At 72.9% G+C, this 20,314-nt stretch carries 19 protein-coding genes; 10 read left to right on the top strand and 9 right to left on the bottom strand.

Annotation, left to right across the window (positions count from 1 at the left end):
- Window positions 1-80 precede the first annotated feature (80 nt).
- From ABD323_RS04240 to ctaF, 3 genes are all read left to right on the top strand, one after another.
- Window positions 81-1,349: a cation:proton antiporter gene (locus ABD323_RS04240; RefSeq protein WP_344439314.1), complete on the top strand. Its 1,269-nt coding sequence runs from the start codon at window positions 81-83 to the stop codon at window positions 1,347-1,349.
- 163 nt (window positions 1,350-1,512) lie between these two features.
- Entirely contained in the window at window positions 1,513-3,180 is a 1,668-nt protein-coding gene (ctaD, locus tag ABD323_RS04235; RefSeq protein ID WP_344439312.1) for an aa3-type cytochrome oxidase subunit I, read from the top strand.
- Window positions 3,177-3,566 (top strand): aa3-type cytochrome oxidase subunit IV, encoded by a 390-nt coding sequence (ctaF, locus tag ABD323_RS04230; protein ID WP_344439310.1) that lies wholly within the window; start codon window positions 3,177-3,179, stop codon window positions 3,564-3,566. Before ctaD ends, ctaF begins: the two co-directional genes overlap by 4 nt.
- Before the next feature lie 22 nt (window positions 3,567-3,588).
- On the opposite strand, the gene qcrB is transcribed toward ctaF, so the two are convergent.
- Together qcrB and ABD323_RS04220 are read right to left on the bottom strand one after the other, a co-directional pair.
- Window positions 3,589-5,229 (bottom strand): cytochrome bc1 complex cytochrome b subunit, encoded by a 1,641-nt coding sequence (gene qcrB, locus ABD323_RS04225; RefSeq protein WP_344439308.1) that lies wholly within the window; start codon window positions 5,227-5,229, stop codon window positions 3,589-3,591.
- A gap of 203 nt (window positions 5,230-5,432) precedes the next feature.
- On the bottom strand, window positions 5,433-5,642 hold the full coding sequence (locus ABD323_RS04220; RefSeq protein ID WP_344439306.1) for a hypothetical protein: 210 nt from the start codon (window positions 5,640-5,642) through the stop codon (window positions 5,433-5,435).
- A gap of 397 nt (window positions 5,643-6,039) precedes the next feature.
- Between ABD323_RS04220 and ABD323_RS04215 the strand changes: the two genes are divergently transcribed.
- Both ABD323_RS04215 and ABD323_RS04210 read left to right on the top strand, forming a co-directional pair.
- Window positions 6,040-6,474, top strand: coding sequence for a hypothetical protein (locus ABD323_RS04215; RefSeq protein WP_344439304.1), 435 nt, complete (start codon window positions 6,040-6,042; stop codon window positions 6,472-6,474).
- The gene (locus tag ABD323_RS04210; protein WP_344439302.1) at window positions 6,471-8,666 is read left to right on the top strand and encodes a tetratricopeptide repeat protein; all 2,196 of its coding nucleotides are present in this window, start codon (window positions 6,471-6,473) and stop codon (window positions 8,664-8,666) included. Before ABD323_RS04215 ends, ABD323_RS04210 begins: the two co-directional genes overlap by 4 nt.
- A gap of 66 nt (window positions 8,667-8,732) precedes the next feature.
- On the opposite strand, the gene ABD323_RS04205 is transcribed toward ABD323_RS04210, so the two are convergent.
- Entirely contained in the window at window positions 8,733-9,356 is a 624-nt protein-coding gene (locus ABD323_RS04205) for a TetR/AcrR family transcriptional regulator (protein ID WP_344439300.1), read from the bottom strand.
- Window positions 9,357-9,480: 124 nt separating this feature from the next.
- Here ABD323_RS04205 and ABD323_RS04200 point away from each other — a divergent pair, with 124 nt between their 5' ends.
- Window positions 9,481-10,152, top strand: a complete 672-nt coding sequence (locus ABD323_RS04200; protein WP_344439298.1) for a DUF998 domain-containing protein — start codon at window positions 9,481-9,483, stop codon at window positions 10,150-10,152.
- A 68-nt stretch (window positions 10,153-10,220) separates the two neighbouring features.
- The gene (locus tag ABD323_RS04195; RefSeq protein ID WP_344439296.1) at window positions 10,221-10,433 is read left to right on the top strand and encodes a DUF4287 domain-containing protein; all 213 of its coding nucleotides are present in this window, start codon (window positions 10,221-10,223) and stop codon (window positions 10,431-10,433) included.
- A gap of 46 nt (window positions 10,434-10,479) precedes the next feature.
- On the opposite strand, the gene ABD323_RS04190 is transcribed toward ABD323_RS04195, so the two are convergent.
- A complete protein-coding gene (locus ABD323_RS04190; RefSeq protein ID WP_344439294.1) occupies window positions 10,480-11,568 on the bottom strand; it encodes a sigma-70 family RNA polymerase sigma factor in 1,089 nt (362 codons plus the stop codon).
- A 153-nt stretch (window positions 11,569-11,721) separates the two neighbouring features.
- Here ABD323_RS04190 and ABD323_RS04185 point away from each other — a divergent pair, with 153 nt between their 5' ends.
- The 3 genes from ABD323_RS04185 (at window position 11,722) to ABD323_RS04175 (ending at window position 13,968) form a co-directional block, all read left to right on the top strand.
- Window positions 11,722-12,393 (top strand): maleylpyruvate isomerase family mycothiol-dependent enzyme, encoded by a 672-nt coding sequence (locus tag ABD323_RS04185; RefSeq protein ID WP_344439292.1) that lies wholly within the window; start codon window positions 11,722-11,724, stop codon window positions 12,391-12,393.
- Window positions 12,394-12,520: 127 nt separating this feature from the next.
- Window positions 12,521-13,078 carry a TetR/AcrR family transcriptional regulator gene (locus ABD323_RS04180; protein WP_344439290.1) on the top strand — a complete coding sequence of 186 codons (558 nt, stop codon included), beginning with the start codon at window positions 12,521-12,523 and terminating at the stop codon, window positions 13,076-13,078.
- Complete coding sequence (locus tag ABD323_RS04175) at window positions 13,075-13,968, top strand: aldo/keto reductase (RefSeq protein WP_344439288.1); 894 nt, start codon at window positions 13,075-13,077, stop codon at window positions 13,966-13,968. The genes ABD323_RS04180 and ABD323_RS04175 overlap by 4 nt, the downstream gene beginning before the upstream one ends.
- A gap of 150 nt (window positions 13,969-14,118) precedes the next feature.
- Here ABD323_RS04175 and ABD323_RS04170 read toward each other — a convergent pair whose 3' ends face one another.
- The 5 genes from ABD323_RS04170 to ABD323_RS04150 are packed head-to-tail and all read right to left on the bottom strand — an operon-like array spanning window position 14,119 to window position 20,045.
- The gene (locus tag ABD323_RS04170; RefSeq protein WP_344439439.1) at window positions 14,119-15,558 is read right to left on the bottom strand and encodes an MATE family efflux transporter; all 1,440 of its coding nucleotides are present in this window, start codon (window positions 15,556-15,558) and stop codon (window positions 14,119-14,121) included.
- Between the two features lie 23 nt (window positions 15,559-15,581).
- The gene (locus ABD323_RS04165) at window positions 15,582-16,610 is read right to left on the bottom strand and encodes a cysteine synthase family protein (RefSeq protein WP_344439286.1); all 1,029 of its coding nucleotides are present in this window, start codon (window positions 16,608-16,610) and stop codon (window positions 15,582-15,584) included.
- Between the two features lie 44 nt (window positions 16,611-16,654).
- Window positions 16,655-17,998 (bottom strand): type III PLP-dependent enzyme domain-containing protein, encoded by a 1,344-nt coding sequence (locus ABD323_RS04160; RefSeq protein ID WP_344439284.1) that lies wholly within the window; start codon window positions 17,996-17,998, stop codon window positions 16,655-16,657.
- The gene (locus ABD323_RS04155; RefSeq protein WP_344439282.1) at window positions 17,989-18,996 is read right to left on the bottom strand and encodes an ornithine cyclodeaminase family protein; all 1,008 of its coding nucleotides are present in this window, start codon (window positions 18,994-18,996) and stop codon (window positions 17,989-17,991) included. The genes ABD323_RS04160 and ABD323_RS04155 overlap by 10 nt, the downstream gene beginning before the upstream one ends.
- Before the next feature lie 53 nt (window positions 18,997-19,049).
- The gene (locus ABD323_RS04150; RefSeq protein ID WP_344439280.1) at window positions 19,050-20,045 is read right to left on the bottom strand and encodes a TauD/TfdA family dioxygenase; all 996 of its coding nucleotides are present in this window, start codon (window positions 20,043-20,045) and stop codon (window positions 19,050-19,052) included.
- Window positions 20,046-20,314 lie beyond the last annotated feature (269 nt).

Genomic DNA, 20,314 nt, shown 5'->3' with positions numbered 1-20,314 from the left:
CCGCCCGATGGTCGCGGCTTCCGTCCCGGATTGACGGACAATGCCCGAGATGACCGTGCGTGCTGGGCGGAGGAGTGCCGGTGAGCCCGTGGACGCTGGTGGCGGCCGGTGGTGTGGTGGTCGGCTACGGAGCGCTGTCACGACGGCTCTCGACCACGGTGTTCTCCGCGCCGCTGGTCTTCATGGTGGTCGGGCTGGCCCTCGGCCCCCTGGGCCTGGATCTGCTGGACGAGGCAGCGGACCCCGAGGTCACCCGGACGCTGCTGGAAGGCGCGCTGACCCTCGTGCTCTTCGCGGACGCGGCGGCGATCCGGGGCCGCGAGCTGCGGCGCGAGGAGTTCCTTCCGGTGCGGCTGCTCACGCTGGGGCTGCCGGCCACGATGGCGCTCGGGTGGCTCGTGGCGTGGTGGCTGCTGCCGGGGCTGGGCGGGTGGGAGTCGGCGCTGGTCGGCATCGCCCTGGCACCGACGGACGCCGCGCTGGGCCGCCAGGCGGTCGCCAACCCGCGGGTCCCGGCGCTGGTGCGCGGTGGACTGTCGGTGGAGTCCGGCCTGAACGACGGCCTGGCCCTCCCGTTCTTCGTCCTGGCCCTGGCGGCGGCGGACGAGGGGCAGCACGGTCATCCGGGGGTCGTGGTGACCTTCCTGCGCGCGCTGGTGCTCAGCGGTGCGCTCGGCCTCGCGGTCGGCCGGGCCGGGGCCGACCTGCTGCGCCGCTCGGTCGCCCAGGAGTGGATCGACCGTGACTGGCGGCAGTTCCTCGCGCTGGCCGTCCCGGTCATCGCGTACGCGCTCTGCGTCGCGACCGACGGCAGCGGGTTCATCGGCGCGTGGGCCGCCGGGCTGGCCTTCGGGAACCGCCTCCGCGCGCCGGCCGCGCCGGTCGCAGAGCCCGGACCTGCTCCGGCCGCCGTTCCGAGCACCCGGCTCACCGAGTGGCTCGGCACGCTGCTGGCCTCGCTGAGCTTCCTGGTCTTCGGCGCGGTCATCCTCGGCCCGGCGCTCCAGCACCTGACGTGGCGCGCGGCGCTGTACGCGCTGATCAGCCTGACCGTGGTCCGGATGCTTCCGGTCGCCCTGGCGCTGGCCGGGACGGGACTGCGTTCCGCCTCCGTCGCCTACCTCGGCTGGTTCGGCCCCCGCGGGCTCGCCTCCCTGGTCTTCGGCCTCATCGCCTTCGAGGAGCACCTGCCCGGGACCGCGCTGACCAGCGGCGTCATCGCCGTGACCGTCGGCCTCAGCGTCGTGCTGCACGGCGCCTCCGCCCCACCCCTGGGGAACCGCTACGCCGACTGGTTCGCCGCCGCGCTGCGCACCACGCCGGACCTGCGGGAGAACGAACTCGGATGACGCCCCGGGCATCCTGCCCGGCACCACTGGTACCACTGGCACCACCTGCACCACGGTCCGCCCCGCCGAGCGGACGACGTGCGGCGCGCCGTGGGTGTGCCTGCCGCCGAGGGGAAACGTCGGGTGGTTGCATGAGCCCACCGGTTCCAGCCCAGGAGGTCGGATGACGCAGCTGGCGCAGACCCCCGAGCGAACGTCCGTGCGGGTGCGCCGGGGCCGGCGGGTCCTGGGGTGGCTGACCACCACCGACCACAAGGTGATCGGCAACCTCTACCTCGGCACCGCCTTCGGGTTCTTCCTCTTCGCCGGAGTACTGGCCCTGCTGATGCGGGCCGAACTGGCCCGACCGGGGCTCCAGTTGTTCAGCAACGAACAGTACAACCAGCTCTTCACCATCCACGGCACGGTGATGATGCTGCTCTTCGCCACCCCGACGTTCGCCGGCTTCGCCAACGCCGTGATGCCGCTGCAGATCGGTTCGCCGGACGTGGCCTTCCCCCGGCTGAACGCGTTCACCTACTGGGTCTTCCTGTTCGGCGGCCTGATCGTCGTCTCCGGCTTCCTCACGAGCGGGGGCGCCGCCTCGTTCGGATGGTTCGCCTACGCGCCGCTCAACGGACCGGTGCACAGCCCGGGTCACGGCGGGGACCTGTGGGCCATGGGCCTGGTGGTGGCGGGGCTGAGCACGATCCTGGGCGCGGTCAACTTCATCACCACGATCGTGTGCCTGCGGGCCCCGGGGATGACGCTGTTCCGGATGCCGATCTTCACCTGGAACGTCCTGTTCACCTCGATCCTCGCGCTCCTGGCCTTCCCGGTGCTGACCGCCGCCCTGCTGGCCCTGGAGTCGGACCGGCGGTTCGGCAGCCACGTCTTCGACGCGACGAGCGGCGGGGCACTGCTGTGGCAGCACCTGTTCTGGTTCTTCGGACACCCGGAGGTCTACATCGTCGCGCTGCCGTTCTTCGGGATCGTCAGCGAGATCCTCCCGGTCTTCAGCCGCAAGCCGATCTTCGGTTACTACGGGCTGGTGGGCGCCACCATCGCGATCACGGCACTGTCCGCGGTGGTCTGGGCCCACCACATGTTCGCCACCGGGCAGGTGCTGCTGCCCTTCTTCTCCCTGACCTCGCTGCTGATCGCGGTGCCCACGGGGGTGAAGTTCTTCAACTGGGTCGGCACCCTGTGGGGCGGCTCACTCTCCTTCGAGACCCCGATGCTGTTCTCGCTCGGCTTCCTGGTCACCTTCCTGCTGGGCGGGCTGACCGGGGTCCTGCTGGCCGCGCCGCCGATCGACTTCCACGTCACGGACAGCTTCTTCGTGGTGGCCCACCTGCACTACGTGCTCTTCGGCACGGTGGTCTTCGCCACCTTCGCCGGCCTCTACTTCTGGTGGCCGAAGATCACCGGGAGGATGCTGGACGAACGGCTGGGCCGGCTGCACTTCTGGCTGCTCCTCCCGTCCTTCCAGGCCACCTTCCTGGTGCAGCACTGGCTGGGCGCCGAGGGCATGCCGCGGCGCTACGCCGACTACCTCGCCACCGACGGCTTCACCACCCTCAACACCGTCTCCAGCATCGGCTCGTTCCTGCTGGGCCTGTCCACGCTGCCCTTCCTCTACAACATCTGGCGGACCACCAGGTACGCGCCGAAGGTCACCGAGGACGACCCGTGGGGCTTCGGCCGCTCGCTGGAGTGGGCCACCTCCTGCCCGCCACCGCGGCACAACTTCCACACCATGCCCCGGATCCGCTCCGAGTGCCCGGCCTTCGACCTGCACCACCCCGCGCAGAGCCGGACCGTGCTGGAACCCCAGGAGGAGCGCCCGTGAAGGCCGAGGCCTACCTCTTCACCGGCTGGGCCTGCTTCTTCGGCCTGATGGCCGCGGTCTACAGCGTCTTCGCCCACGAGCCGGGCGGGAAGGCCGCGTTGACGGTCGCCTTCCTGATGTCGGCCCTGTTGGCGGCCTTCTTCTGGAGCCAGTACCTGCGCCGGCGGGGCCGGCCGCAGGACCGCGCGGGGGCGGAGATCGCCGAGGGCGCCGGGCCGTTGGACTTCTTCGCCCCGGTCAGCGCCTATCCGCTGCTGACCGCCGCGGGGGCCGCGGTCCTGGCGCTGGGCGTGGTCTTCGGGCTCTGGCTGGCGCTGATCGGGTTCGGGCTGTTGGTGCCGGGCGTGCTGGGCTTCGTCTTCCAGTACGGACAGCGCGGCCAGTAGCCGCGCGCCGGCGCCCGGACCCTCAGACCCGGTCCCGGACACGGTCCCGGTAGTACCAGTTGCTCAGCGCCGTCCGGACCCGCTGGCGGCGGGAGGCGTCGGCGGCGGTCAGCGGCGTCGGCCGCTGGTGCAGGGTCAGCGCATACAGCTGATGATCCGTCACCTTCTCGTGCTCCGCCTCGAATCCGCCGGAGAGGGACTGGCGGACGAAGCCGGTGGGCTGCCGCCCGGCTCGCAGCCGGTCGCGGTCGCGGGCCTGCAGCGCCAGGCAGAGCCAGCGGGTGAGCCAGAAGGCGAGGACCGGGGCGACGAACAGGGCGACCCGCAGGGTCCAGTCCAGCGCGTTCACCGAGACGCCGAAGACCAGCGCCAGCACGTCCTGTCCGCCGGCCAGCAGCAGGACGGCGTAGCCGGTCAGCCCCGCCACCCCGATGCCGGTCCTGGTCGGCCGGTCGCGCGGCCGGTCGCACAGGTGCTGCTCGCCGCTCTCCCGGGTGATCCAGCGCTCGGCGAACGGGTAGGCGTACAGCAGCATGAAGAGGACCAGCGGGAAGAGCACCGCCGGGATGAGCGGGTTCCAGGAGACGGTGTGCCCCCACAACCGGGTCTCGGCACCCGGCATCAGCCGCAGCGCCCCCTCCAGGAACCCCATGTACCAGTCCGGTTGCGCGTCCGTGGAGGCCTGGTCGGGTCGGTAGGGACCGTACTTCCAGATCGGGTTGATCTGGGCCGTCGCGGCCAGCACCGCGATCAGACCGCACACCATCGCCAGCAGGCCGATCGTCTGGGTGAGGAAGTGCGGGAAGAGCGGCTTGCCCACCACGTTGCGCGCGGTGCGCCCCGGCCCGGCCCACTGGGTGTGCTTCAGGTAGTAGACCAGGATCAGGTGGGCCGTCACCAGGGCCAGCAGCAGGCCGGGCAGCAGCAGGATGTGGGTGGTGTAGAGCCGGGGGACGATGTCGGTGCCCGGCCACTGGCCGCCGAAGGCGAAGAAGCTGAGGTAGCTGCCGACCAGCGGAACCGCCAGCATGAACCCCTGCGCGGTGCGCAGGCCGGTGCCGGAGAGCAGGTCGTCGGGCAGCGAGTAGCCGGCGAAGCCCTCGACCAGGGCGAGCTGGAAGAGGGTGAGGCCGATCAGCCAGTTCACCTCACGCGGGCGGCGGAAGGCGCCGGTGAAGAAGATCCGCAGCAGGTGCGCGCCGATCGAGGAGAGGAAGACCAGCGCGGCCCAGTGGTGGATCTGCCGGATCAGCAGCCCGCCGCGCACGTCGAAGCTGATCGCCAGGGTGCTGGCGTAGGCCTCGGTCATCCGCAGGCCGCGCAGCGGCGCGTACGACCCGGCGTAGACCACCTCCGCCATCGTCGGCTTGAAGAAGAAGGTCAGGTAGACGCCGGTGAGCAGCAGCAACACGAAGCTGTACAGCGCGAGTTCGCCCAGCAGGAACGACCAGTGGTCCGGGAAGACCTTGCGCAGCTGGCCCTTGGCCGCGTCCAGGAACGGAAGCCGGCCGTCCAGCGCGAGCGCGGCCCGCTCGACGCGCTCCCCGGCCCGCTGCCGCCCGGCCCCCTCGGTGGCCACCCCGGCCGGCTCGCGCGGGTCGCGGCGCCCCCGGGCGCGTTCTTCGCGGTGCCTCTCCAGCCGCTCGTCCCGCGTGCGCCGCATGCGACCCGCACCTCTCGTCCGCGTAGCCCGTCGGACCAGTCTGGTCGCGGCGGGACGGGCGGTGCGGCAGCGTGGGCGGGAGCGGGTTCGGGTTCACCTCATTGGCAGGCGCCCCCGACGGCCGGGTGCGCCGCGACCCGCGCCCGCCGGTCGGCGTCCGGCCGGTGACGGAGTGGTCCCGCGTGGTGGGCCTGTCGGGGTCCTCAGTGGTGCCCGGCCGAACCGCCACCGGCTGCGTCGTCCGTGTCCGGGCCCAGGCCCAGGGCACTGAGCAGCATCCGGCAGTCGTCGGCGTCCTTGGCGTAGGAAGCCACGGTCCGCCGCGCGCGGGCCACGACGGTGGGCGGCACGGGGTCGCCGGCGGGCTCGATGACGTCCGTGATGGTCGCGAGATCGCGAGCCGTGGAGCTCATGGTGTGCCTCCGGTGGGGGGAGGATGAGCAGAGCCTTTCAGCTTACTGCGACGCGCCGGGGTGCGGGCCGCGTCCGACAGCGGCTCACCGCCGACCGGCGAAGGACTGGCACACGTGGCGTCCGTCGGCGGTCCGGGTGGAGTCGTCCGGGAGCCGGGCGAGCAGGCCGTGATCGCGGCGGGCACGGGGGCTCGGGGGCGAGCCGGTAGTCCGGCGCGCGTACGGCTCCGGTCACGGCTGCGAGCCGACCGGGCAACAGAACCGCCGTCCTCCCCACGGAGGGGCGGCGTCCCTGAGATCGTGGTGACGACACATCAGATCGACCGGTGGGGTGGGACCTTTGGACCGTGGGGCACGGTGGTTGCTGGCGGGGGTGGTGACGGTTTCGGCCTTTGCCGTGCCGGCGGTGGTGTGCGGGCTCTGGGTGCTGCCGTCGCTGGTCGACGACGCGGCCACCCGCTGGGGCGTGGCCTCGGCGTTGGGTGCGGCGGTGGCGGCCCTGGCCGTGCTCTGGGGGCAGGGCTTCGCCGCCTCCGACAGCGGCCAGGGTGGGGCCGGGACCGCGTCGGGGGTGAGCGTCGAGGCATCCGGCGCACGGTCCGTCGCGGTGGGAGGGTCGGTGAAGGGCAACATCTCCACGGGCGACACCGGGACGGGTGCGCGGCACACTCCCGGTGCCGGCGGGTCCACGGGCCCGGCGTCCCCGCCGGGGCCCCGGGTCGGGCGGGCGCCGGGGTCGGTGGTGGCGTCGGGTGATCGATCGGTGGCCGTCGGCGACGGGGTGGAAGGCGACATCACCACCTGCGACCAGGCCGCAGGGCCGCGGCCGTGAGGAGGGCCGCCGGGCGGAGTCCGCGCGATCCGCAGGACGCGCCCGCGGCACGGGGCGGCGCCGTGGTGGCCTCGGGCGAGCGGTCCATCGCGATCGACACGCACGGGGGACCGTTCCTGGGCGTGGTGAGCAGCGGGGACCACACGACGATCGTGCAGCTGCCGCCGGAGGCACTGCGACCGCCCGTGGAGGTGGACGCTCCGCCGGGTCTGGTGAAGCTGGAGCATCTGCTCGGCCAGGGCATGTTCGTGGGAAGAGCACGCGAACGGGCCCAGCTGGACACCGGGTTCGCATCGGACGGCGCCGGTGGTCCGGTGGTGCGGGTGATCCACGGACTGGGCGGGGTCGGCAAGAGCACCCTGGCCGCGCACTGGGCGGACACCCAGCGGGACACGGCCAACCCCATCTGGTCGATCACCGCCGACACGCCGGCCACCCTGGACGCCGGCCTGGCCGATCTGGCCCGAGCGCTCCAGCCGGCCCTCGCCGGACTGCGCACGGAGGACCTGCGCGAGCGGGCCGTGCAGTGGCTGGCCGGCCACCGGGGGTGGCTGCTCGTCCTGGACAACGTCGACGACCCCGCCGACGTCAGACCACTGCTGGCCCGCCTGACCACGGGCCGCATCCTGATCACCAGCCGCCGCGCCTCGGGATGGCAGGACATCGCCGGCCCCGTCCGCATCGACGTTCCCGACCCGGACGAGGCCCTGGCCACCCTGACCCAGGTCCTCACCCGCAGCAGCGGCGATCCGGTGGATCTGACCGGCGCGGCCGAACTCTGCGCCGAACTGGGACACCTGCCACTGGCCGTCCGACAGGCCGGCGCCTACCTGGCCGAGAGCCGGCTGTCCCCCCGCGCGTATCTGCGTCAACTCGCCGACCATCCGGCCTTCATGTACCACGAGGCCGAGGAGGGGTACGAGAGCGAGCGCACCATGGCACGGGTCTGGCAGATCAGCCTCGACCGCCTCGCCGACACTCCCCTGGCCGGACAGGTCCTGCGCGTTCTCGCCTGGTTCGCACCGGAGGCGGTCCCCCGCTCCCTCCTGGACCACCTCGGCGCACCTCCCGCGGTCCAGCAGGCGGTTCGGCGTCTGGCGGCCTACAGCATGATCACCGCGACCGGCGAGACGCTGACCGTGCACCGGCTCGTCCAGGCCCTGGCCCGGACCCCCGACGCGGAGGACCCGCACCGCCGGCCGGACGACGTCGCCGCCGCCCTCCAGCAGGCGACGAAGAGTCTGGCGGCCGCTCTCCCCTCCACCTGGATCGACCCCGCCACCTGGCGTACCTGGCGCGCCCTGCTGCCCCACGTCGACTCGCTCGCCCAGCACACGCCCTCCGAAGGGGACACCGAAGCCGCCGCGACCGTCCTCAACAGCGCCGGCCTCTTCCTCTTCGCACAGGGCCAGCACCGAAGTGCGGCCGTCTACTTCGAACGTGCCGCCGTCAGCCGGGTACGGATCCTGGGCGCCGACCACCCGGACTCCCTCGCCTCGCGCAACAACGTCGCCCAAGGGCACTGGTCGACGGGCGACCTGGACCGCGCGATCGCGCTGTTCGAGGAGACCCTGGCCGCCACCGAGCGGGTCCTGGGCACCGACCACCCCGACACCCTTACCACGCGCAACAACCTCGGCACCGCCTACAGCGTCACGGGAGACCTGGGTCGGGCGATCCCCCTCCTGGAACAGACCCTGGAGGACCGGGTACGAGTCCTGGGAGCCGACCACCCCGAGACCCTCACCTCCCGCAACAACCTCGCCGACGGGTACCAGGGGGCGGGTGACCTGCTCCGCGCCCTCCCGCTGTTCACGACGAACCTGGCCACGATGGTCCGTGTGCTGGGCCCCGACCATCCCGATGCGCTGGTGGCACGTCACAACCTTGCCAACGCCCACCTGGCGGCGGGGGACCTACGGCTGGCGACCCCGATGTTCCGGGACTGCCTGGATGCCATGGCGCGGGTCCTGGGTGACGAGAACCCGCTGACGCTCATGGCGCGCAACAACCTCGCCAGCGCCTACTGGACGGCGGGGCGCCTGGACGAGGCCACTCCCCTGGTCGAGGAGACGCTGGAGGTCATGACCCGCCTGCTGGGCCCCGACCATCCGGACAGCCGGCTCGTCGCCACGAACCTGGCCGCGCTCCGCAGGGCGCGCCACCGCGGGGGGCCGACTTCGCCGGCCTGACGTCGCCCGGCCCGCACGCACCGCCCGGCCGCCGCCGTCGACATCGACATCGACGGGCGGCCGGGGTCAGCGGTAGGCGGCGAGGAAGGCCCGCACCCCGGCGTCGGCGTAGTGGTCGAGCTGGGGCTGGGTGTGCTGCGGGCCGCCGTGGAACATGGCCTTGTTCACCGGGATCCACAGCAGCAGCCCGGAGAAGTGGTTGGCGGCCAGGAGGGCGTCGTCGATCCGCAGCAGCCCGCGGTCGGCCAGACGCTGGAAGCTGTCGGCCAGGGTGGCCAGGACCCGCTCGAAGCCCTGCTCGTACCAGGCGGCGCCCAGCTCGGGGAAGGTGTCGGCGTTGGCGATGATCAGGCGCCGCAGTTGGAGGACCTGGGGCTGCGTGAGCGTGGTCAGGAACTGGCGGGCCAGCCGGAGCAGGTTCTCCTCCAGCGGGTCCGCCTCGGCCGGGATGTCGGCCACCAGGTCGATCATGGCCTCGATCCGGTCGGTGGTGGCCAGCACGATCGCGGCGAAGAGCTTCTCCTTGTCGGCGAAGTGCTTGTACACCGTCTGCTTGGACACCGCGGCCAGCTTGGCGATGTCGTCCATGCTCGTGCCGGCGTAGCCCTTCGCCATGAACACCGCCGTCGCGGCGTCCATGATCGCCTGGTGCTTGCGGGCCGAGCGGCCGCCGGGTTCGTTCGCTTCCATGGTCCCCTCCTTCGGGTCAACAGTACTGGACAGTCCAGTTCCTCGCTGGGTACTGTACCGTCCAGTTCTTCAGTACTGCACCGTCCAGTTCCGAGGTTCGACCCTCGGCGTAGGGGGATTCCGCATGGCTCAGGCAGTCCGCGCACCGTTCACCGGCCGCGCCATCTCGACTCCGCGCACCACCCGCGCGCTGCTCGCCTGCGGGGCGGCGGCCGGCCCGCTGTTCCTGGGGGTGGGCGTGATCGGGGGGCTCACCCGCACCGGCTTCGACTTCTCCAGGAACGCCATCAGCCAGCTCAGCCTCGGCTCGCTGGGCTGGATCCAGGTCGCCGGCTTCCTGGCCACCGGCGTGCTGCTCACCGCCGGCGCGGTGGGACTGCGGCAGGCGATCGGCCAGCGCGCCGGCGGCACCTGGGCGCCGCGCCTGGTCGGCGCGTTCGGCGCGTCCTTCCTGCTCGCCGGGGTGTTCACGGCCGACCCCGGTGCGGGCTTCCCGGCCGGCACGCCGGACGGTCCGGCCACGCTGAGCGGGCACGGAACGGTCCACCTGCTCAGCGGCACAGTGGGCTACCTCGCCCTGTGCGCCGCGTTCCTCGTGCTCGCGCGGCACTTCGCCGCCCACGGCCGGCGCGGCTGGGCCCTGACCTACCGCCTCCTGCCACTGGCGATCATCGCCGGGTTCGCCGCCTCCGCCGGCACGGTCGCGGCCTTCACCGCCGCCGCCGGCCTCGGCCTGCTCGCGCTCACCGCGGCCCTCACCCGGCTGGCCGGCCCCGCCCCGGCCGCACGGCCGTAGCGGCTCCGCCTCCCGCACCCACGGCGACACCCCGAGACCACCACACCCCACGGACAGGATGCCGCGTCATGACCGCACCGCTGAAGGGCCCCGCCAGCTACTTCCCGTCGATCGAGGAGAAGTACGGCCGTCCGATCGAGCAGTGGAAGGAGGCGATCCGCACCTCGCCCCTGACCAGGCACGGGGAACTCGTCGGATGGCTCAAGTCCGAGCACGGTCTCGGCCACGGACACGCCAACGCCCTCGTCGCCCACACCCTCGCCGAACGCGGCACCGACTGACCGCGGACCCCGCGGGTCCCACGGACCGACGCCCCACCCCGCCGGGTCAACCCACCGTCGAGGGCAGGCCGAAGCGTCCGAAGGGGTCGGGGTCGAGGAACGAGGTGATCGCGGCGATCCGGTCATCTCGCAGGTCCAGCACCGCGATGGCCCAGGCGTCATGCCGCCCGGCAGGGTCGGTGCCGAGGTAGAAGGCGATGGCCGCCTGGCCGTTGGCGCTGATCACCCGGTGTCGCCAGCTCGGGCAGCGGGTGATGGGGACCCGCACGGCGAAGTCGGCGACGGCGTCGATGCCGTGGTACCAGTGCGGCAGCGGCGGCATCGACCAGGTGACGTCGTCGGTGAGCAGCGCGATCAGGGAATCGGCGTCACCGCGCTCCAGCGCACCGGCGAATGCGGCAGCCAGCGTCCGTGCCCTCGCGTCGCCGAGGGAGCGCAGTGTCCGTTGCTGGGTGCGGGCGGGAAGCCTCGCCGCGAGGACGCGGCGCGCGCGGGCGAGCGCGGAGTTCACCGAGGTGGTGGAGGTGTCCATCATGGCGGCGATCTCGGCTGCCGTGAACCCCAGGACGTCGAACAGCAGCAGCGCCGCCCGCTGGTTGCCCGGCAGGTGCTGGCATGCGGCGACGAACGCCAGCTCCACCGCCTCGCGCTGCTCGTAGCGGGCCTCCGGTCCCGCCGGGCCGTGCGGGAGACCGGCGTCGGGGTAGGGGCCGAGCCACGCGACGTCGGTGCGCGGAACCCGGTCGAGCGCAGCGTGTCGGCTCGACGGGCCCAGGTCCATCGGCAGGGCCCGCGCGGCGCGGGCCTCGACCGCGTCCAGGCAGACCCGGGTGGCCACGGTGTACAGCCAGGTCCGCACCGTGCTGCGACCCTCGAAGCGCGCCAGCGCTCGCCAGGCGCGCACCAGCGTCTCCTGCACCGCGTCGTCGGCGTCGTGGGCCGAACCGAGCATGCGGTAGCAGTGGGCGTGCAACTCCCGGCGCAGGGGAGACGCCAGGCGGGTGAATGCGGCGCCGTCCCCCTCCCGGGCGCGGGCCAGGTCGGCTTCCTGAGCGCGGTGAGCGTGGTCTTCACCGCGCTGCCCGCTCGCCCCGGTGGTGCCACCTGCGCGCCGGTCGGAAGATTTCTCGCCCATGAGCGACGATTCTGCCGCACGGCAGGGGTCTCACCTGTGAGCACGTACGACCGGTCCTCCCTGGGCCCACCCAGGAGACAGCTGAACCCGTCGGCCTCGTCGGCCGCTGACCGAATCCCCGCCCGCCTGACCACCGCACAGGAGCATCGCCGCATGACATCCACGTCACCCACCCCGACCTTCGGCCGTCGACCCGCGACCGGCCCCTGGTCGCTGATCCATGCCGAACGGGCCGCCCTGGCCGCCGACCTGGCGGAACTGACCGAGCAGCAGTGGGCCACGAAGTCGCTCTGCGACCGGTTGACCGTTCGCGAGGTGCTGGCGCACCTGACCGCGGGAGCGAGCCTCAACCCGGTGCGCTGGATGGCGGGTGTGATCCGCTGCCGCTTCGACTTCGAACGGCAGGTCGAGATGCGGCTGGCCGAACAGCTGGGCGCCACCCCCGCCGAGACGCTCGCGCGATTCCACCGGGTGATCACCAGCACGACCAAGCCGCTCCCCTCGACACTGGCGATGCTCGGCGAGACCGTCGTCCACGCGGAGGACATCCGCCGACCCCTCGGCATCGAGCGTGACTACCCCCTCACCACCCTGACCGCCCTGGCCGACTACTACCAGCGCTCCGATCTGCCCGTCCTCTCCAAGAGGCGCGTGGCCGGCCTGCGCCTGACGGCGACCGACGGCCGCTTCGCCGCCGGTGACGGGCCACGGGTGTCCGGCACCACCCTGGCCCTGGTCATGGCCATGGCCGGTCGCATGGACTACTGCGATGCCCTCGACGGCGACGGAGTCGCCGTCCTCCGCGAGCGCCCCGCACCGGCCTGACGGCGTTGACGGCGCGCCGAGCCAGGAGGGGCACGGTGTAGCGATCGACCCGCGCGACAAACAGAACCCGGGTTCTGTATGGTGAGGGCGACAAGCAGAACCAGCATTCTTTTTGCAGGGGATGGCGGTGCCTCGACTCACGGACGCACGCAAGGAACTCCGGCGCGCCCAGATCACCGAGGCCGCCGTGCGCTGCTTCAGCCGCAACGGCCTGGAGCGGACCTCGATCGCCGACATCACGGCCGAGTCCGGCCTGTCGACGGGCTCGATCTACGCCCACTACCGCAACAAGTCCGAGCTGGTCCGGGCCTCCGCCCACTCGGTGCTCGCCGAGCGTGCGGAGGCCCTCGGCGAGTACGCCGCGAGCAGCACCCCGCCCGACCCCGACGAACTGCTCGCCCGTCTGATCGCCGGCATCGACCCGATCAAAGCCCGGGTCGCCGTGCAGACCTGGGGCGAGGCGACCAACAACCCGGCCATCCACGGCATCGTCGTCGAGACGATCGACGGGATGCGCGCGATGGTGCACGAGAGCGTCACCGCCTGGCTGGTCAAGGTCGAACACCTCGAGCCGGCCGAGGCCCAGCAGCACGCCACCGCGATCGCCCACCGGGTACAGAGCCTCTACCTGGCCCAACTGCTCCACACCGCCCTGCAGTCACCGGATGAGGAGACCGCACCATGACCACCCTGACCGCTCCGTTCGCCGGCCGCACCGTCTCCCGGGTCGGCTACGGCGCCCTGCAGCTCCAACGCCTGCACCACAGCCGCGACGAGGCCGTCGCCCTGCTGCGCCGCGCGGTCGAGCTGGGTGTCGACCACGTGGACACCGCCCAGTTCTACGGCTTCGGGTTCGCGAACCAGGTCATCCGCGAGGCACTGCGCCCCGCGGACGACGTCCTGGTCGTCACGAAGGTGGGGGCCGACCCCGACCCGGGCGGGCCCATGCCACTGCGTCTCGCGCAGCACCCCGAACAGCTTCGCGCCAGCGTGGAGGACAACCTGCGCAGCCTGGGCGTCGACCGGCTCCCGGTGGTCAACCTGCGCCGCCTCGACTCCGGCCCCGGCCTGCGCCCCGACCGCGACCAGGTGGTCGACCTCGACGACCAGCTCGAGGTACTGACCGCCCTGCGCGACGAGGGCAGGATCGGCGCGATCGGTCTGAGCGGCGTCACCCTCGACGGCCTTCGGCGCGCCCTGCCGGCGGGCATCGCCTGCGTGCAGAACGCGTACAGCCTCGTCTCGCGCGACGACGAGGACATGCTGCGGCTGTGCGCGGCCGAGGGCATCGCCTGGGTGCCGTTCTTCCCGCTCGGCGGTGCCTTCCCGGGCCTGCCCAAGGCGACCGACGAGCCGGCGGTGCACGCCGTGGCCGAATCCCTGGGGGTCACGCCCTCCCAGGTCGGCCTCGCCTGGCTCCTGCACCGGTCCCCCAACGTGCTGCTCATCCCCGGCACCGCCGACCCCGCCCACCTCGAGGCCAACACGGCCGCCGGCGGGATCACTCTCGATGCCGAAGCCCTGGCCGCCCTCGATGCCATCGAGTCCCGCTCCGCCGAAGTCCCCCTCGGCTAGCGCCCCTGGGGCGCCCGCGGCCCGCGCGCGGCGGGATCCAGGCGGCCGCGGCCGTCGCACCCGCCTGGCACCGCGCATCGGGACCCTGGCGCTGCGGGCGGGCAGGGACGGTGGCGCCGAGCCGGTTCCCGCTCGGCGCAGGGGACGAGCTCAGCACTCGACGGCCACGGCCGCGCGGGTCACGGCGGCACGGGTGGTGAGGGTCCGGCCGTAGCGCCGCAGCAGGAGGACCGCGGTGGTGGCGAGGCCGAGGAGGAGGCCGAGCCACAGACCGCGGGTCTCGCCGCCGAGGGGGTAGGCGAGGAGCAGGGAGGCGGGCAGCCCGACGGCCCAGTAGCCGATGAGGGTGATGCGGAAGCCGCTCCCGGTGTCGTCGAGACCGCGCAGGAGGCCGACGCCGATGTTCTGGGCGCAGTCGAAGAACTGGAGCACGGCGACGACGGCGAGGAGACCGGTGGCGATGTGCAGGGCCTGCTGGTCGGTGGCGGAGCGGGGGTCGAAGTAGGGGCGCAGGACGAGGTCGGGCAGGGTGAGGTAGACCGTGCCGACCACGGCCATCACCGCGGCGCCGCAGGCGAGTGCGGTGTTCTTGATCCGGCGGGCCGCGTCGAGGTCGCCGAGGGCGAGTTCGCGGCTGACGGTGATGGAGGCGGCGTGGGAGAGGCCGACGGCGACCTGGAAGACGATGTAGATCAGCTGGTTGACGGCGGTGTGCGCGGCGAGTGCGGCGGCGCCGAAGCCGCCGGCGAGCAGGGCGGTGACGGAGAAGAACCCGGCTTCGGAGCCGTAGGTCGCGGCGATGGGGAGGCCGAGGCCGAGCAGGCGGCGCACGGTCGCGGGGTCGGCCTTCCAGAAGTCCAGGCCGAGCAGGGGGGCCAGCCGCGGGTCGCGGCGGGCGCTGGCGTACAGGGCGAGGAAGGAGAGCAGGTGGACGCTGCTGGTGGCCACGCCGATGCCGGTGAGGCCGAGCGTGGGCAGGCCCCAGCTGCCGTGGATGAAGCCCCAGTTGAGGGCTGCGTTGACGGCGACGGAGGCGATGGTGATCCGCAGCAGGGCCTGCGGGCGGCGCATGCCGACGGTGAACTGGCGGACCGCCTGGAACCAGAGGCAGGGGACCAGCCCGGGGGCGAGGGCCGCGAGCATGCCCTGGGCGCGGTGGGCGACGGCGGCGTCCTGCCCCAGGGAGGTCGCCGCCTGGCCGATCAGGATCATCAGGACCGCGCCGGCCGCGCCCGCGAGGGTGGCGACGGCCATCGCCGCCCGCACCAGGGTCCGGACCTCGCCGTCGGGGTCGGCCGCCGGGTCGGGGACGGTGCGGCGGGCCGGCTCGGCGGCGGCGAGTTCGGCGCGGGCCGCCGCGGCCGCCACCTGGTTGCCGACGGAGGTGACCAGGCCCACGCCCATGGTGCGGAGCTGGTTGAAGATCACCAGGGCGAGACCGCCCGCGGCGAGGGCCTCGGTGCCCAGGACGCCCATCATGACGGTGTCGGTGGTGGTCAGGGCGACCTGGGCCAGCTGGGTGAGGGCGAGGGGGACGGCGAGCGCCGCGAGGGCGCGTCCGTCGCGGACCAGGGTGGTCGACTGCTGCATGGTGGGCGTCACGTTTCCCAAGGTCAGGGCCTGCGGAGTTTGGTGAGGGTCTCGTCGATGTCGGCCTCGACGGCGTCGTCGAGGAGGTGGCGGGCGTTCATCCAGTCGTCGTTGAAGACGGTGTCCATGTACTTCTCGCCGCCGTCGTTGACGAAGGCGACCACGACGGCGTCCGGGGGCAGGGTGGTCAGGCGGGTCAGGGCCTCGTGGACCACGCCGCCGGCCGAGCCGCCGATCAGCAGGCCGGTGCGGCGGGCGACGACGCGGGCGGTGGCGAACGCCTCGACGTCGCCGACCTTGACGCCTTCGTCGATGAGGTCGAAGTCGACCAGCAGGCCGAGGGTGGCGCCCTCGGGGGTGCCGGTGCCGGACTGGTAGTAGTCGTGCGCGGGCGGCCCGAAGGCGATGGAGCCCTTGGGTTCGACGCCGACGACGGTGACCTCGGGGACGTGCTTCCTGAGCTCCAGCGCGGTACCGCACAGGCCGCCGCCGGTGCCGACCGCACCGATGAACACGTCGACGCGGTTGTCGAGGGCCTGGGCGATCTCGCGGCCGACGGGGTGGTAACCCACCGCGTTGCTGGGGTTGTTGTGCTGCTCGGTGAAGAAGGTGTTGTCCCGGCCCCGGGCCATGTCCTCGGCGAGCTCCTCGCGGGCGGCGGTGTTGAGTTCCTCGCTGCCGTCCTCGACGACGTAGACGAGTTCGGTGCCCATGGCCCGCATGCCGCGCAGCTTGTCGACGGCCGCGTGGTTGTCGACGACGGCGGTGAAGCGGTAGCCGCGTTCGGCGGCGACCACGGCCAGGCCCAGGCCCGTGTTGCCGGAGGTGGACTCGATGATGTGGCCGCCCGGACGGAGCTCGCCGCGCTCCTCCGCGTCGATGACCATCTGCCGGGCCATCCGGATCTTGGCGCTGCCGGTGGGGTTGTACATCTCCAGCTTCAGCAGGAGCCGGGCGCCGTTGTCGGCGCGGGCGAGCTCGAACAGCGGGGTGCAGCCGATGAGGTCGGAGATCCGGGTGACCACCGGCGGTCGGAACAGGGCGTCGGTCATGACAGGGGTTTCCTCGGGAGCGGAGTGGGAGCGGAGCAGCGGGGTCAGCACGCGGGGCGCCGGTCGAACCGCCAACGGGGGCGCGCCCCGGTGGAGTTCAGCACGACCTTCGGCGGGAGCGGCAGGTCGTGGAAGGGGGATTCGTTGGAGTCCATCTGGTAGCCGGCCGTGTTCGGGTAGACCAGCAGGTCGCCGGCCGCGGGACGGACCGGGAAGCCGACCTTGCGCCAGGTCAGCAGGTCGGAGTCCAGGCAGCTCGCCCCGCCGACGCAGGCCCGGTACGGCGGGCCCACGGCCTGCCTGCCACCGGTGAGGAGCACGGGGTCGGGCAGGTACTCGCTGTTGAACCACTGCTCGGACAGGCTCAGGCTGGTGCCGTCCACGGTGACGATGCCGTACCCGGCCCGGTCCTTGACGCCCTGGACGCCGAACACGGACGCCCCGGCGCCGGCCAGCAGCGCGCGGCCCGGCTCCAGCAGCAGCATGACGCCCGCGTCCCGCAGGCGGTCCGCGAGCGGGCCCGCGGCGCCGTTCGGGCTGGCGGCGAGGATCGCGCGCAGGGCGTCGGCCCCGGCGACGGGCGAGTGGTAGGGGTAGAAGTCGCCCGCGGTGAAGGACTTCTGGGCGTGGTAGTCGTCGGGGCGCTGCGCGGCGAGGAAGGCCTGCCAGTGCTCGGCCGAGGTGTAGTCGACGGCGAATCCACCACCGATACTGATCCGGTCGGCCTGCAGCCCCAGGACCCGTGCCCTGAGGCAGAGTTCGACCAGCTCCCCGGCGAGGTCGGCGCGCGGCTGCACCGCGTAGCCGGACAGGTGGAAGCTGAACCCCTCCATCCGGACCCGCTCCCCCGCCTCGGCGCAGCGCACCAGGGCCGCATCCAACTGCCGGTCGTCCAGGCCGAATCGGCTCATGGGCTGGCTCGACGGGAAGCGGCGCAGCAGGACGCGCACGGGCCGGGGAGGATCCAGGCGCAGGACGCGCTCCAGTTCGTCGGGTGAGTCGACGGCGACCAGTGCCCCCTGGAGTGCCGCCACGTGCAGGAGTTGGTCGCTCTTGGCGGGTCCGGTGACGACGAGGTCCTCGCCGCGGACGCCGTGGCCCAGGGCTTCGCGCAGTTCGCCGTGGCTGGCGACGTCCACCCCGGCGCCGGCGTGCGCGCAGCGTTCGACGAAGGCGGCGGCCTTGTTGGCCTTCTTCGCGAAGTACACCTTGCCCTCGACGCCGGCTTCGTCCAGGACGGTGCGGAAGGCGGCCAGGTTGGCGTCGAACCGTTCGGGCAGCACGAAGTGGAACGGTCCGCCGAGGGCGTGGGACAGCTCCGGCAGGAGGCCGCTGCCCAGGATCTCCTCGTGCACCGGATCGGGGCGGGCGGGCAGGGTCAGCGCCACAGTGCGACCTCGGTGCCCAGGCCCTGTGCGGCCGCGAGCTGGGCGAAGCGGTGGCCGAGGGCGATGTCGGTGACGACCAGTCCGCTGTTGTAGGCGAAGATCCGCTGGCCCGGTGCGGTGCGGGCCTTGGACACGCCGGCCAGGACGGGGGGCAGCTCCACGTCGACGGCGGGCAACGCCCCTCGGCCGTCGGCCAGGTCGGTACCGGTGACGCGCATCTGCGCCTCGCTGGTGGCGATCACCCGGTCGGCGCGGTGCAGGGTGGAGGGGGCCAGGCCGTGGCCGACGAGGATGGCGACGGTGCCGGGCCTGAGCCAGCCGGCCTGCACGGCGGCGTCGGTGTGGCCGCCGGCGGTCGCGACGATGACGTCGGCGTCGCCGGCCGCGCGCTCGAGGTCGGTGACCAACTCCAGTTCGCGGCCGGGGAAGTGGCGTTCCAGCTCCTGGCGGACGGCGGCGATGCCCTGGGGGTGGGTGCCCGACAGCAGCAGGCGCTCCAGCCCGGGCAGGGTGGTGAGCAGGAACGGCAGGGCCAGGCGGCCCTGGGTGCCGGTGCCGATCACCAGCGCGGTGCGGGCGTCGGGGGCGGCGCACTCGCGGGCCAGCAGGGCGGAGACGGCCGGGGTGCGCAGGGAGCCGATACGGGAGCAGTCCATCATCGCGACCGGCAGGCCGGTGACGTCGTCGTAGATGCTGAGCGTCGTGTAGTAGTGCTGCTCCGCGCGGCCCTTGTCCAGTCCGTGCTTGTAGGAGGTCTTGATCGCCACGACCTCGCACACGCCGTCGCGTCCCAGCATCGCGTAGGAGACGGAGTGGCCGTCGGCGGGCTTGACGGTGAGCTTGCGCGGGTTGTCCGACTGCCCGGCGGCCAGGGTGCGGTAGGCCTGCTCGACGGTGGCGACGACGTCGGCGAGCGTGATGTCGATGCCGGCGAGGTCGCTGGTGCTCAGGACGCGCAGGGTGCCGTCGTGGGGCGTGAGGGTGTCCCGGGTGGTCATCGGGGGTGTCCCTTCGAGGGGGTGGGTGCGGCAGGGGTGGAGTCGGTGGAGGGTCAGAGGGCCCAGGCTTCGAGGGCGGCCTGGCCGTAGCCGTGCTCGCTGCGCTCGGCCTCGGGGCGGGTGCGGCGACCGGGCACGCGGACGGAGGCACGCTTGAGCCAGCGGTCGGTGCCGTCGTAGCGGGCGGCGAAGGGGACGCGGCCGTGCACGACCAGGTCGTTGTCGACCACCAGGACGTCGCCGGGCCGCAGGCTCACCGCGACCGAGACGCGGGCGAGTTCCTCCCCCAGCCGCCCGTACGCCTCGCGCCAGGCGTCGTCCGCCGCGTCGAGCGGGGTGTAGGCGGGGTCGTAGCGGAGCGTCGGGCCGCCGTCGGCCTCGAACAGGGTGGGCACCGGCTCGGGCCGGCCGCCGAACCGCTGGGCCTGTTCGTAGGCGTCGTCGGGCAGGATCGGCGCGACGGGACGGGCGAGGTGGGCCCGGTCCTGCGCCGAGAGCCTCGCCAGGCGGATGCTGGCGGCGGTGGTGGCGACGGCGTCGTGGTTGCGCATGCAGCACAGCAGCAGCAGGTGGGCGCGGCCGGGGTGGAAGGCGTCCTCGGTGTGCGGGGTGAGCAGCACGCTGCTGGACGCGCCGGTCTGCACGGTCTCGTGGCCCGGGGAGGGGACGATGTTGTGGACGAAGCGGCCGTCCTGCTGGCCGTCCCAGGCGATCGGGGTGCCCATCAGGGTGGAGACCAGCAGCAGGACCACGTCCCACCGGGCGCCTGCGTCGCCGACGGTGGACCAGTGGCCGGGCGTGGCGCCGAGGTCGGCGTCCTCGACGGTCAGGCCGCGCAGCACGAACAGGCCGTCCGCGGTGTCGACGGGACGCAGTACCCGGTGCAGGCCCGCGCTGAGGCGGGTGCGGACCCGGGGCAGGTCGGCGAGCAGCGCGGGGCTGGTGGCCAGGCCGTGGATGTCCAGCAGTTCGGTCGCGATGGTGGTGAGTTCGGCGACGTGCTCGGCGTCGAGCAGGCGTACCGGGGCAGGGGCGGCGGCGGTGGGCACGGTGGCACCTTCCGTTGCGTGGGCAGGTGGGAGTGCGGGCGTGCGTCAGCGACAGGGCCCGGCGAGGTGGAGTGGGGAGCGCGGAGGGCTCCGGGTCCGGCGCGGCGTGGCGACCGGACAGCCAGGAACGTAACAACCACGCCTCGGTAAGGCAAGCCTTACCAATTGACCGACCACAGCTGTGCCGCCAGCCACAGTGGGCACACCTGCACCAGCAGAGCCCCATAACAAGCTTGCAGGGAAGCCGAGTTGATGCACCGTTCAGGATG

This window comes from Kitasatospora nipponensis (assembly GCF_039528135.1).
Taxonomy (GTDB): Bacteria; Actinomycetota; Actinomycetes; order Streptomycetales; family Streptomycetaceae; genus Kitasatospora; species Kitasatospora nipponensis.
This window is presented reverse-complemented; position numbering and strand designations above follow the sequence as displayed.